11 protein-coding genes are annotated in these 13,127 nt (G+C 53.7%); 6 read left to right on the forward strand and 5 right to left on the reverse strand.

Annotation, left to right across the window (positions count from 1 at the left end):
* Window positions 1-49: 49 nt before the first annotated feature.
* The 5 genes from EDM54_RS03565 to EDM54_RS03590 form a co-directional block, all read right to left on the reverse strand.
* Window positions 50-2,458 carry a 3-hydroxyacyl-CoA dehydrogenase/enoyl-CoA hydratase family protein gene (locus EDM54_RS03565; protein WP_122957778.1) on the reverse strand — a complete coding sequence of 803 codons (2,409 nt, stop codon included), beginning with the start codon at window positions 2,456-2,458 and terminating at the stop codon, window positions 50-52.
* Between the two features lie 392 nt (window positions 2,459-2,850).
* Window positions 2,851-3,972: an S-layer homology domain-containing protein gene (locus tag EDM54_RS03570; RefSeq protein WP_003391313.1), complete on the reverse strand. Its 1,122-nt coding sequence runs from the start codon at window positions 3,970-3,972 to the stop codon at window positions 2,851-2,853.
* A gap of 335 nt (window positions 3,973-4,307) precedes the next feature.
* The gene (locus EDM54_RS03575; RefSeq protein ID WP_122957779.1) at window positions 4,308-5,969 is read right to left on the reverse strand and encodes a putative ABC transporter permease subunit; all 1,662 of its coding nucleotides are present in this window, start codon (window positions 5,967-5,969) and stop codon (window positions 4,308-4,310) included.
* Window positions 5,962-6,687: an ABC transporter ATP-binding protein gene (locus EDM54_RS03580; RefSeq protein ID WP_003391310.1), complete on the reverse strand. Its 726-nt coding sequence runs from the start codon at window positions 6,685-6,687 to the stop codon at window positions 5,962-5,964. The genes EDM54_RS03575 and EDM54_RS03580 overlap by 8 nt, the downstream gene beginning before the upstream one ends.
* A gap of 183 nt (window positions 6,688-6,870) precedes the next feature.
* Window positions 6,871-7,287, reverse strand: a complete 417-nt coding sequence (locus tag EDM54_RS03590; protein ID WP_003391307.1) for a hypothetical protein — start codon at window positions 7,285-7,287, stop codon at window positions 6,871-6,873.
* Window positions 7,288-7,488: 201 nt separating this feature from the next.
* On the opposite strand from EDM54_RS03590, the gene EDM54_RS03595 reads away from it, so the two are divergent.
* From EDM54_RS03595 to EDM54_RS03620, 6 genes are all read left to right on the forward strand, one after another.
* Window positions 7,489-8,085: a DL-endopeptidase inhibitor IseA family protein gene (locus tag EDM54_RS03595; RefSeq protein ID WP_122957780.1), complete on the forward strand. Its 597-nt coding sequence runs from the start codon at window positions 7,489-7,491 to the stop codon at window positions 8,083-8,085.
* Between the two features lie 346 nt (window positions 8,086-8,431).
* Window positions 8,432-9,541, forward strand: coding sequence for a glutamate 5-kinase (gene proB / locus EDM54_RS03600; RefSeq protein WP_003391301.1), 1,110 nt, complete (start codon window positions 8,432-8,434; stop codon window positions 9,539-9,541).
* 54 nt (window positions 9,542-9,595) lie between these two features.
* On the forward strand, window positions 9,596-10,867 hold the full coding sequence (locus EDM54_RS03605) for a glutamate-5-semialdehyde dehydrogenase (protein ID WP_039071009.1): 1,272 nt from the start codon (window positions 9,596-9,598) through the stop codon (window positions 10,865-10,867).
* A 98-nt stretch (window positions 10,868-10,965) separates the two neighbouring features.
* Window positions 10,966-11,802, forward strand: a complete 837-nt coding sequence (proC, locus tag EDM54_RS03610) for a pyrroline-5-carboxylate reductase (protein ID WP_003391295.1) — start codon at window positions 10,966-10,968, stop codon at window positions 11,800-11,802.
* A gap of 72 nt (window positions 11,803-11,874) precedes the next feature.
* Complete coding sequence (locus tag EDM54_RS03615; protein WP_003391293.1) at window positions 11,875-12,684, forward strand: hypothetical protein; 810 nt, start codon at window positions 11,875-11,877, stop codon at window positions 12,682-12,684.
* A gap of 123 nt (window positions 12,685-12,807) precedes the next feature.
* Window positions 12,808-13,122 (forward strand): ferritin-like domain-containing protein, encoded by a 315-nt coding sequence (locus EDM54_RS03620; RefSeq protein WP_003391291.1) that lies wholly within the window; start codon window positions 12,808-12,810, stop codon window positions 13,120-13,122.
* The last annotated feature ends 5 nt before the right edge of the window (window positions 13,123-13,127 follow it).

Consider the following 13,127-nt stretch of genomic DNA (forward strand, 5'->3'; position numbering starts at 1 on the left):
CCTATCACTATTACAGGTGCAGACGCGCTCCCGCAAAAGCTCGTTATGATCAGTTCCGCAGCGGCTTGTTCTTTGTCAGCATGTGCTGCATCCGCTGCTGTGTTTTTGGCGTTTTGATCAGCTCCAGAAACGCCTGCTTCTCCAGCTCCAGGATGTACTCCTCGGACACCTCTGTGCCCGCAGGAACGCTTCCGCCCGACATCACATAGGCGATCTTGCTGGCGATCAGCTCATCGTGGTCGCTGATGTACCCGCTCTTTTTCATCGAGTAAATATTCTGGCGCAGATTGGCGTAGCCGCTCTCTCCAATGACGCGGATTTTGCGCGGCTTGGGCGGCGTATAGCCTTCCCGGTCCATCGCCAGCACCAGTTGCTTGGCATCGTAGAGCAGGTGGTCGGAATTGATGCTGATCCGGTCAGTGGAGCGCAAATAGCCGAGGTTGATCGCTTCCTTGCCGCTGGTCGATACCTTTGCCATGGCAATCGCTTCAAAAGCCCGGGCCACAAACGGGAACGGGTCTACCGGGACAGTGCCTCCCTCCGGTACGTGCTCCATGGCGCGGAACAGCATTTCCTTCGTGCCGCCGCCCCCCGGCAAAAGGCCAACGCCGACCTCGACGAGTCCGAGATAGGTTTCTGCCGACGCCTGAACGCGGTCTGCGAGGTAGCAGATCTCCACTCCGCCGCCGAGCGTCATCCCGAATGGAGCCGCAACGACCGGCCTGTGCATGCTTTTCATCGCATTGCCTACCTTGTGGAAGCGGCTGACCAGCATATCCAGCTCAAACCAGTTTTCATCCTGGGCTTCCATCAGGGCGTAGCCGAGGTTCATGCCGACGCAGAAGTTTTTCCCCTGATTGCCAATGACCAGGCCGAGGAAATTGCGCTGCACTTCTTCCACGGCGTAGCCGGCCAACTGCAGGACATCCATGCCCAAAGCGTTGTGCGGCGATGTAAACTCGAGGCAGGCTACGCCATCGCCCAGATCCACCAGAGCTGCGCCGGCGTTTTTCTTGATCAGCTTGCCTTGCTCCTTGAGCGCGGCCAGGTTGATCTTTTCCTTTTTCTCCTCTATGTCTTTATAGGCGCCGCCGATTGCGAATGCTGCCCGGCGTCCCTCCTGTTTTTGATAGAAAGACGTTTTTCCGCTTGCCAAAAGCTCCTCTACCAGTGCCGGGATGCTCTCTCCTTCTTCGCGCATCCGGGCCACCGATTTTTCCACCCCGATGGCGTCCCAAGTCTCAAACGGTCCCAGCTCCCAGCCGAAGCCCCACTTCATCGCCTGGTCGACAGAGACGATGTCATCCGCGATTTCATGCGCTTTTTCAGCCGAGTAGAGCAAGACCTTTTTGAAGACGCTCCAGACAAATTCGCTTCCCTTGTCTTTTCCGTATACGAGAGCCTTCAGCTTTTCCGGCAGCGTTTTGGCTGTCTTGGCCGCCTCCAGCGAAGCGTATTTTGCCTTCGCCCGCGGGCGGTACTCCATCGTATTGTAGTCCAGCGCAAGGATTTCCTTGCCTTCCGCTGTTTTCACCTGCTTGAAAAAACCTTGTCCGGCTTTTTGGCCGAGCCAGCGTTTCTCCACCATCTCCAGGACAAAGGTCGGGACCTCGAACACGGCGATCTCCTGCGCGTCCGAACTTTTTTGTTTGACGTTGTTTGCAACGTGCACATAGGTGTCGAGACCGACGACATCAAGCGTGCGGAATGTGGCGCTTTTCGGACGGCCGATCGCCGGACCCGTCAACGCGTCTACTTCGTCCACGCCAAGCCCGAGCCGAACCATTTCCTGAATGGAGACCTGGAGGCCGTATGTGCCAATCCGGTTGGCGATAAAGTTGGGCGTATCCTTGCAAAGAACCGTCCCTTTGCCGAGGACAAATTCTCCGAAATGCATCATGTAGTCGACAATCGCCGGATCGGTATCCTGCCCCGGAATAATCTCCAGAAGCTTCAGATAACGAGGCGGATTAAAGAAGTGGGTGCCCAGGAAATGCCGGCGGAATTCCTCGGAGCGACCCTCGCTCATTTCGTTGATGGAGACACCGGATGTATTGGAGGAGACGATCGTTCCAGGCTTTCTATGGGCTTCTACCGTTTCAAACACCTTTTTCTTGACGTCGAGGTTTTCGACGACGACCTCGATGATCCAATCCACTTCACCCAGATAGGACAGGTGATCCTCCAGGTTGCCGACGGTGATCAGCTCAAGATTGGCCTTGTCGTAGAGCGGAGCCGGTTTTTCCTTCAACAGCCGCTCTTTGCCGCTTTGCGCAATCCGATTTCGAACGGCAGGGTCTGCCAGCGTTTTCCCTTTTTTACTCTCTTCTTCCGTCAATTCACCCGGCACGATGTCGAGCAGATAGACAGGGATACCCACATTGGCCAAGTGAGCGGCGATACCTGCTCCCATCACGCCGGAACCGAGAACAGCCGCTTTGCGAATTTTGCGTTCCATCCAATACCCTCCCTCATGTAAACTAGAATCTCGCGGTAAATACGAAATAGTCTGAACAAAAAATCCTTGCTTTCTGATTTCTACTCGTTCAAAAATATTCCTGTATTCCGCTTTACATGTCTCCTTTGAATGAATGCTCATTCATTTTTGTTTTGTAAAAAAACATCTCACCACTTTTTGCTTGCGCTTTCGTGAGATGTCTGGCAGTTCAGCCGACACTGAATCACCGTTCAGTTTTTATTGTAATCGAAAAGAGAAGCCGTTGCAATCTCCATTTGCCGATTTTTTGCAACAGCAAGACTGTACGCTTTTTCATCTTTTGGGACAATCAATCAAAAAAGGAGGGATGCCGAACGTTTCTGTCGGCTGCTCCCTTCCCTTCCCTTCTCTTCTTACCGCTCTCTGTACGCAATCGACGTAATCTTATGTCCAAACGGATTGGATTCGTCTTTTTCAAATAGGAACTCCAGCTCATAGGGTCCCACCTGGCGATGCTCGTACTTGCCGGTCACCCATAATTTATCGGAACTGTTTTCGTCCCTTTTGAGCTTCAATTCCGCCATGTAACTATGCAGCGGCAAAGCTGCTTGCAATTTGGTCAGACTCTCTATGGCAGCTTCGCTTACATAGGAAGACAAGCGCTGCTGATCTTTGTCCAAAAACGCCCGATTGGCCGCCGTCAACAGCAGGTTGGCTGCGATCTGCTGCCGCTTCGTGCTTTCCTTGAACTGCTTGCTGGCGTCCCCCTCCAAAAAATGATGCAAGCGGGTGAGCACAACCGCAAACTGGGCTCTGGTCATGTTGGAGTACGGGTCAAAATTTCGCTGCCCGCCAAACAGTTGGAATTCCCGAATCGCTTCCGCATAAGGAGAAACGGTATCGACGTAGCTGCTCTTGTGCTTCCACTGGGAATAGCCGTCATAAAACAGTCTTACGTCATTGATTTTGGGCTCGACGATGCGAAGCTTGTATGGCGACAGCACATGGAACAGGATCATGCTCGCCTCTTCCCTCGACATCGGATATTGCAGGTAAGGCGTAGGCACCCACCATTCGGGATTGACTTTCTGCGGTTTTTTCATCAGCATGCCATTTGATGCGAGATGCAGATTGTAGACCATCAGATCGCCCGGCCTGAAATCGTTGACAAACCCGGTGTTTACATCGAGCAACACCTGCATGTTGGCAACCAGTCCTTCGATTTCCGTTTTCAACGGATAGCGATGATCCAGATACGGCTGGGGGACGGGGGTTGCAAGTCTTCCGTACACATCCTCCAGAACGCGGTTGACCAGTGCCAGCGCTTCTCCGCGCGACACCGTCTTGTCCGGGTTGAAGTGGCGGTTCCCTCCGTGCTTGAATATGCCCCGCTGTTCAAGAAAGAGGATCTCCTTTTCAGCCCAGTGCCCTCTGATATCATCGTAGTAAGTTTCCGCCGCCCCCGCCTGGACAGCAAAAACTGACTGCACCAGGATTGCGACAATGAGTAGGAAAAGAGAATGCCGTTTGCGCATACTATACTCCTTTCAGATTATTTTTAAAGCTAAGCTAATATGTAAGCCAACTATTCCCTCTCCATTTGGCAGGTCCACCTAGCCGAATGGTTGCATTTTCCCTTACTAAAACACTATATGACCCGAGACAAAAATACCAATCATTTCTACAATTGTAAAGATTGCCAGAAAAATTGAACAGATAGAAGTAGTCTTCAGGAACTAAAAATAGTTCCTTTCGCCCATCACCAGAAAAAATAAACGGCTTTATGTACAATCATCGTTAGTTCCAAAGAATCGTTTTGAAAACAGAAAAACCGGAGACCCTGAGGCCCCCGGTGACAGCTTGCAAATGATCAGTCGATTTTTTCCATCCAGCCTGGTCCTTTTTTCATCAATATACGATACAGAATCAGGTCCACGATCACAAACAGGACGCATACAGTGCCGGCAACCATGGAGCTTGCGGCATCTCCCTGGATCACAAAGAAGAAAATCAATCCGGAAACAGCCAGCATGATGATGAGCGGTATGAGCGTGTTCATGTTCTGCTTCACCGCTTTTTGCTCCGAGTCCCAATCCAGCTTGGGCATGTTCAGGTCGATCATGATCCCAATCAGATTGATAAACAGGATTCCCGGGACAGCCGCCACAAAAGACAGGAGCAGAAAGGAGACAGGAGCTTGCAGTGCGATACCCGCCAGAACCTCCATCAATAGCAGGCTGAAAACGCCTAAAATACATCCCGGTACAATTTTTGCCAAGATGATCACCGAAGCGGGAACCGGCAGAAACTTGTTGACGAAAAAGTTCTGTCCCTCCCGAGAAATTGCCGTTACAGAGATGCTCCCCGTGGTCGTAATAAACATGGCTGCGGCCACTGCGATTGCAATGCCGATCCCTGCCGCTGTCTCCGATTGAAGCATCTCCCCGTATGCGGAAAGGCCGGACAAGCCATCTGAGCGTGTCGCCAAGGGCAGAAAAGCAATAAACGGCAAAAAGAGACTGGAAAGCACGCAGTTGAGCAGAAAGGCAGGTGTCCGGAACAGCGTTTTCCACTCTTTGATCGCGTAGGCGAGGAAGGCGGAACGTTTTCCCGTCATGCGGTCAAACTCTTCCGCACTGGCCCGCTGGCGCTTCGCAGCCGTTTCCGAAATGCCCATAACGCCTTTCAAATACAACCGATCACCGAGAATAATGAGCGCTGCTCCGAAGGCTGCGGAGATGAACAGGAAAGCCCCAAGATAGCCGATGCCGACTAACGTGCCTGCTTCTGCCAAAGCCATCGCGCCCAGTCTGCTCGTCGGAAACATCTGTGTGACGAGCGACAAAAACATATTTTTGTCTGACAAAATCATTTCCTGAAGCTGCTCTGCGTTCTCAATCGTACTTGCCCCCCGCTGCACGATTGCCTGAAACCCGATCGCGATCGCGGTGGCCACCAAGCCGCCGACCAGCCGGAAGCGGTCTTTACTCTTGCCGATGTTGGTAAACCGCATGAACACCATCGCCACAAGCGAGGCTAGGACGACAGGAATGACCGGCAGCACCAAAAAAGTGATCAGCATGTGCAGGTAGTAAAGGACGCCTGCGCCGCTTTTGACTCCGTACGTAATCAAAAGAGGTCCTAAAAGGATCGCCACCGTCGCATACTCGTACAGAAGCGTGACGAGAAACTTCGCGCCGATAATCTGAGCGGGCTTGAGCGGCAGAGGGAGCAGATGCTCAATGTCCTGTGAATAAAAAAAGACGGATAGAACGTAAAAAATGCCGAGAACAAAGATGCCCAAGCAGGCTGCAGCCAGCCCCAACCCCAACAGAACCGTTTCCTGTCCGACCAGCTTCAGGCCGTCATAGAGCGCTGATGCAATCATGACGTAGGCCGACATCAACGGCAACAGGCCGAGACAAGCCAACAGCAGCAGCGCAATCTTTTTCCACCTGTCCTTTGCTTTGCCTCCCAAAAAGCCGCTGCCGTTTTTCAGCATCACTTTTGTCAATTGCCAGGTCTTATTCATGATCGGTCATCTCCAGGAACAAGCGCTCCAGTGATTCATCGGACTGGAAGTGCTCCTGCATCTCGCGGAATGTACCGCAGAACTGCAGGACTCCTTTGTTGATAATGGCTACCCGATCGCACAGCTTTTCCGCCACTTCCAGTACGTGAGTCGAGAAAAGCACAGTCCTTCCGGAGTCGGCGTGCTCCCGCATCATTTCTTTCAGGGTATAGGATGATTTCGGATCGAGACCGGTCAGCGGTTCGTCCATAATCCAGACTTCCGGCTCGTGGATGAGCACTCCCATGATAATGATTTTTTGCCTCATTCCGTGGGAATAGCTCTGGATGGGATCGGTCAGGGCATCGATCATGTCGAACCGTTTCGCCAGAACTTCGATCCGTTCCTTGCGCAGGCTGTGCGGAACCTCGTACATATCCGCCATGAAATTGACGTATTCCAATCCTCTCAGCCGCAAAAACAGATCCGGGCTGTCGGGTACAAAGCCAAACTGGCGCTTGGCCGCAACTGTATCGGTCAAAATATCCTTTCCATTGATCAGCACCGTTCCCCGGTCAGGACGAGTGATCCCCGTAATCATTTTGATAGTGGTTGTTTTCCCTGCGCCATTTGGCCCCAGAAAACCGAATATCTCGCCTCTCGGAATGGTCAACTGAAGGTTGTCGACCGCTTTTGTCGAGCCGTTGTAGCTTTTGGTAACTCCTTGGAGTTCTATCATCATGTACCTCCTCATATGTGCCGCTGGGAAGGAAGGTCCCCTGTTTAAGTACGTTTTAACCGGCTTATTGGTTGCATATATCGGAATTTGCGCAATTCCCCAAATTTATCAAACAAAACAAAAAGGAGCAGTGAACAAATTCACTCTCCTTTTTGGATGCAACTGTTTGCCGCATTCTGTTCATTAGGCTTGCGGAATGAAGCTTCCGTCTCTGAGCATGGTCAATTCGCCCATGATAAAGGCAATATCTTCATTGTCGCCCAGCACGCCGCGCTCTTCCAGCGCTTCCAGACGGCGCAGCAAAATATTGGCAAAGTCCTGGATTTGCACCGGATGCCCTTCCATGTCTGCCTCGTCCATGACAGTGATGTCCATCATGGCTTCCAGGTGGGTAACCATGCGAAAACCGCCGATCTCACCGAGGTATTCGGGCTTGTTGAAAGAAGAGCGCTCCAATTTTTTCAACATGCTCACAATATCGTTTGCATACATGCTGGGAAAGGCCACCTGATAAAAATTCCGGTTGGCTGCTTCTTCTGTCTTAATGATCAGTACGTCCGTACCTTCCAGCTTTTTCACTTTTTTTCCAAAACCAAACATGATTATCCACCTCAACTATTCGAACTGCATGACTCCCTTCATGATAGCCGTAAATACTGGTTGGAAACAACCCCTATCTGTTTCCTGTTTCTTTCACCTGGTCTTTCTTGCCCTGTCAGGAAAAAGTTAACGCGATTGGCTGTTCTCTCCCGCAGGCATGCTAGATAAAGAGAATCATGTGAGGAGAAGTGAGGTGCTGGCATGAAACGATGGTTGATTCTGTTTGTGGCGGCTGCTCTCTTCGCTGGCTGCAATGCGGGACCGCAGGACGAGAAGGGAAAAGCCAAAACGACGCAAAGACAAGAAAGACAAATCGCTGTACAAAAACTGGGGGAGAGCAAGGCCGATACGGTTATTTTCCTCAACAGGGCTGAACACGTCTGGGAGGAGCTTTACTTTGCGGCGATGGAAAGCAAAAGAAAGCCGATCCGCGAAGACGGCTTGACCTATCGTGCCCTTCCCTCCCGCTTTGACAGCCGGGAGAAAATCGTCTCCTATTTTTCCCGCTACTGGACTCGCCCCTTGGCTGAGCGGATGTACGACAATCTGACTACTAAGATAGTCAAGGGAAAGGTCTATCTGGCAGGGCCCTCCGCCCTGTATCCGGTATTGATTTCGACCGGCAACACGAGCTTGGAAAAAACGGCAGACGGGCTGCTCGTCACGGTGAACGAGGCCACCTCCCCTTCTTTTGCGTCGGAAAGGACGATTACGTATTTGCTCGTTCGCGACAAAAAAACAAAGCGGTATGAAATCAAATCGAGAACGGGTGCGTACGGCAGCGAACAATTTGAATAACCCTCTTGACATTTTTATCCCTCCATGCGAATAATTATGAATTAATAAGCGCATACGGATTGCAATGACGGGGACTAGTAAAATCGCATGTCCGGACCAGAGAGCGAAATTCAGCGGCTGAGAGATTTCGCCCGCGATACGGTTTGAACCCACCCCCAGAGCTGCCAGGGATGACCTGGACAGGTTTCTTTCACCTGTTATCAAAGAAAGAGAGCTGGACGATATCCGAGCATCCAACGTGCTCCTATCGTCAAGTAAGGTGGTACCGCGAAGGTAAATGAACCCTTTCGTCCTTATGTCGAGGAACGAAAGGGTTTTTTATTTTTCTAGACAAGGAGGCTCTGAGATGAAAAAGGGAAAATTGCGGCTGGTTGTAAAGGTGGGCAGCAGCTCGCTTGCCGCTGCGGGTGGAGGCTGCGACCCGTACAAGATGTCTCTGCTCGTCTCCGCTGTAAGCAAGCTGCGGGAGGCAGGACACCAGGTCGTTTTGGTCTCCTCGGGCGCGGTGGCGAGCGGTTTTCGGGGACTGGGGTATCAGCAGCGACCGCGAACGCTGGCAGCCAAACAAGCAGCAGCCGCGATCGGCCAGAGCCTGCTGATGCAGACCTATACACAGCTTTTCGGGTCCTACGGGATCACAATTGCGCAAATATTGCTTACACGCAGCGACTTTTCTCACCGGGGACGGTATCAACACGCTTTCCAGACGCTGTCGCTCCTTTTGGAGAAAGGCGTGCTGCCGATCATCAACGAAAACGACACAGTCTCTGTGGAAGAGCTTACCTTCGGCGACAACGACATGCTGGGCGCGCTCGTTGCCGGTCTCGTTCACGCCGATCTCTATCTTATTTTGACGGATACGGATGGTCTGTACGACAAAGATCCGCGCAGCCATGACGACGCCGTTCGCATTCCTCACCTGCCTGCGATCACAGAAGACGTGGAGGCGCTTGCCGGTGGCGCTTCCCGGCTCGGTACAGGCGGAATGCGTTCCAAGCTCATCGCTGCCAAAACAGCCCATCATCTGGGCATCTCTACCTTCATCGGGCGCTTGGGAGAGCCGGACGACCTGATTGCCGTGTTGCGCGGCCAAGGGAAGGGCACGTACGTCGGCCACAAGCCGGAAGAACCGCCGCTGCACGCTCTTCCGACCCGCAAGCAATGGATTGCCCTGCACTCCCCTGTCAGCGGCCAGATCACGATTGACTCCGGGGCGGCAGAGGCTGTCCTGGAAAAGCGGAGAAGCTTGCTGATAGCAGGCGTTCTGGAGGTCAGCGGAAGTTTCCTGCAGGGCGAGGTGATCGACGTGTACTGCGACGGCCGCCTGATCGGCAGAGGCGTAAGCCGTTATGACGCGAGCGAATTGCAAGACCTGTTGTCAGCGCATCACCCGGCGAAGCCAAGCGGTACGGTAATCCACCGCGATCAATGGACGGAAGCCGCCTTTTTAACCTAGAAAGACAAATAAACGGCAGTAGCCGCTGACGTATTGGAAAGGGAGATGAGAACCATGGAGAGCGCCCTGAAAGAGAAATTGTATGGGCAAATGAAGCTGGCAAAGGAAGCGTCCCGCCAGTTGGCCCGCTTCAAGCAGGAAGCCAAAGACGCCGCCCTTTGCGAAGCAGGCAGACAGCTGCTGCAAAACCAGACGGCGATCCTGGCGGCAAACGAGCAAGACCTGATCAAGGCCCAGCAGGATGGTCAGCCCGCCGCCTACCTGGATCGGCTGCGACTGACGCCTGAGCGGCTGCAGGATTTGGTGGACAGCCTGCATCAGCTCGCAAAGCAAACCGATCCGGTCGGTGAAATCATGGAGCGCTGGACTCGTCCAAACGGTCTGGTTATCGAGCAAATCCGCGTCCCGCTCGGCGTGGTCGGCATCGTCTACGAGGCACGTCCCAACGTCACTGTCGATGCGGCGGCAATCGCCCTGAAGACAGGAAACGCGATCGTCCTGCGTGGCAGCCGAAGCGCACTTTCCAGCAACCTCGCGCTCACCGAATGCATCCGCAAAGCGCTGGTCCAATCCGGCCTCCCCGAAGAAGCCGTTCAGTACCTGCCTTATCCGGATCATGAAGCTGTAGATCTATTGTGCACCGCAAACGGCTTGATCGACGTCATCATTCCTCGCGGAGGCGCTTCGCTGATCCAGCGCGTACTGCAAAAGTCGACTGTGGCCGTTCTGGAAACAGGGGTCGGAAACTGCCACGTCTACATCGACAAAACGGCCGACTACGACATGGCCGAAGCGATCATCCTAAACGCGAAGTCAAGCCGCCCGGCTGTGTGCAACGCCGCCGAAACTCTGCTCGTCCACCGCAACTGGCCGCAAGATTTGCAAAACAGACTGCTTGCCAAGCTGCTTTCAGCCGGAATCGAGCTTCGCGCCTGCGAAAAGACACGGTTGCTCCACCCCGCTCTTGCGAACCGATTGGCAGCAGCTTCGTCAGCGGATTGGGATACCGAATACTTGAGTCTGACCCTGGCAGTCGCCACTGTTGACAGTCTTGATGACGCCATCGGGCATATCGAAAGCCACGGAACGGGGCATTCGGAAGCCATCGTCGCTTCGGACAAAGAGAGAGCCGAGTTGTTTCTGTCCCGTGTAGATGCCGCTGCGGTTTATCACAATGCGTCGACCCGCTTTACAGACGGAGGAGAATTCGGCTTCGGCGCGGAGATCGGCATCAGTACTCAAAAACTGCATGCACGCGGCCCGATGGGTTTGACCGCCCTGACGACCAGCAAGTACGTCGTCCGCGGCTCTGGCCAGATCCGCTAATACAAACAAATCAGCTGCAAGTGGGCTCGCCTGCACCGCTGCCCGCCTGGGAAGGCGACTGGCAGGCAGGTCCCCGCGCAGACAGAGGAGGATTCAGCATGAGTAGCATCAACCTTCAAACCGTGCGCATCGGCTTTCTCGGCGCAGGCTCCATCGTAGAAGCCATGCTGGCCGGTATCGTCAAAAACCGATTGCTTTTGCCGGAGCAGGTGCTGATCACCAATCGCTGCAACCAGGATCGTCTTCAATGGCTGTCAGAACAATTTGGCGTATCCGCGTGCTCCAATAAACATACATTGATTTCCCAATCGGACATCCTGATCCTGGCGATGAAGCCGAAGGACGCTGCCGAGGCCTGCCAAAGCCTGAGAGGATTGGTACGCAAGGAGCAGCTGATCATCTCCGTCATCGCCGGTGTCTCTACCGATTGCCTCGGCGAATGGCTCGATATCGACTGCCCGATCGTCAGAACGATGCCCAACACTTCGTCCGCCATCGGCTTGTCGGCGACCGGCATGGCAGCCAACCGCTTTGTCACAAAGGAACAGCTCCAGCTCGCCACCCTGCTGTTTGAAGCAATCGGTTCCGTCTACACCGTTGCCGAGGAAGAGCTGGACATCATCACAGGTCTGTCCGGCAGCGGCCCTGCATACATTTACTATCTGGTGGAAGCGATGGAAGGTGCAGGCGAGAAAGCCGGCCTTTCCAGGGAGATGGCCCGGAAGCTGACGGTCCAGACTCTGCTCGGGGCAGCCCAGATGCTGCTGCACACTACGGACGAACCTGCCCTTCTCCGGAAAAAGGTGACCAGTCCGGGAGGCACCACTCAAGCTGGCCTGGAGGTGCTGGAATCGTTCCGCTTTCAACAAGCGATCACTTCAGCTGTTCTTCGCGCAGCCGAGCGGGCCCGTGAACTCGGTGCCCAGTACCAATAAGCCCTCGGGCTTTTCCGCTGGGGCCCGCTTTCGTGTATACTGGTAGAAATGAACCGAACGAGGAGAACATGCATGGAGATCTACGCCCTTTTTGGAACAAGCGGAACCGGAAAAAGCACGAGCGCCCTCCAGCTTGCCCATCAGCTGGGGATTGACGCCATCATTGACGACGGCATTCTGATCCATCAGGGACGCAAGCTGGCCGGGACTTCCGCCAAATATGAAAAAACAAAAATACAGGCGGTAAAACGGGCCATTTTTCACTACCAGGACCACGCCGATGAAGTGCGCCGGACGCTCGCGCTGACCAATCCGGAGCGCTTGCTGATCCTTGGCACCTCCCGCCGGATGATCTCCCGAATCGTCGAAGCGCTCGGACTGCCGGACCCTGTCCGCTACATCCCGATCGAATCGATCAAGCCCCAGCAGGAGATTGAAGCAGCCCGCTACATCCGGGAGACGCAGGGAAAGCATGTGATCCCGATTCCGCGGGTCGAGGTGGAAAAGGATTTGCTGCAGCGCCTGATCGCCTCCGCCCAACAAATTTTTTCCCCGAAAAAAGAAGTGATCGGCGAAACGACCGTCGTCCACCCTTCGTTTACTGGCGGACGAATCATGATTCATCCCCAGGTTTTGCGAAAAATCGTTCAGGTTACATGCGCCCGATTTCCCGAGGTCACGCAGCTGCAAAAAACAGTCTATACGTTTGAGGATTTGCCGCGTCTGGAGGTTTCCCTGACGCTGCGTCTGCCCTTCGGCACTCCCCTGCAGCCGCTTGCTCACCGGATTCAGCAAGCGCTTCACGAGGAAGCGACGTATTGTCTGAACATCGCACCCGCAAGCATCGATCTGAAAGTGGTTCAACTCGAATTGGAAAAATAAAGGGCTGGGGCAGTTCTCTGCTTCCAGCCTTTTTTTGCTTCCTTCCTGCAAGGATATTCCCCTTTGGCTTGCCCCATGCTAATACGTGTGTATCCCATCATGGTTAATGAAAGGAGAACACCGATGCCTGCAATGATGACTGCTCCGCAGCAAACACAAGTGCCGATTCCCCAGCCTCCCCGCGCAATCACCACAAAGGACTGCAGCTACCTGAAGGATGCCCTGTCATGGCAGCTTTTGGCCTTTAAAAAGCTTCACTTTTTTGCCCAGCAAGCGACCGATCCGGAAGTGAAGCAGGCTTTGGAAAAAGCAGGCCAAATGCACCAGCGGCACTACCAGAAGCTGTTGACCCATTTGCAGGTCAACAACGCCGCGGTGATGGCTTCCATCCCTCAGATACAAGCCCAAGCGCAGCAACAGCAAAACCAGGCCCAGTAAAGGGA

It is taken from the genome of Brevibacillus borstelensis, assembly GCF_003710865.1.
GTDB classification, from domain to species: domain Bacteria; phylum Bacillota; class Bacilli; order Brevibacillales; family Brevibacillaceae; genus Brevibacillus; species Brevibacillus borstelensis.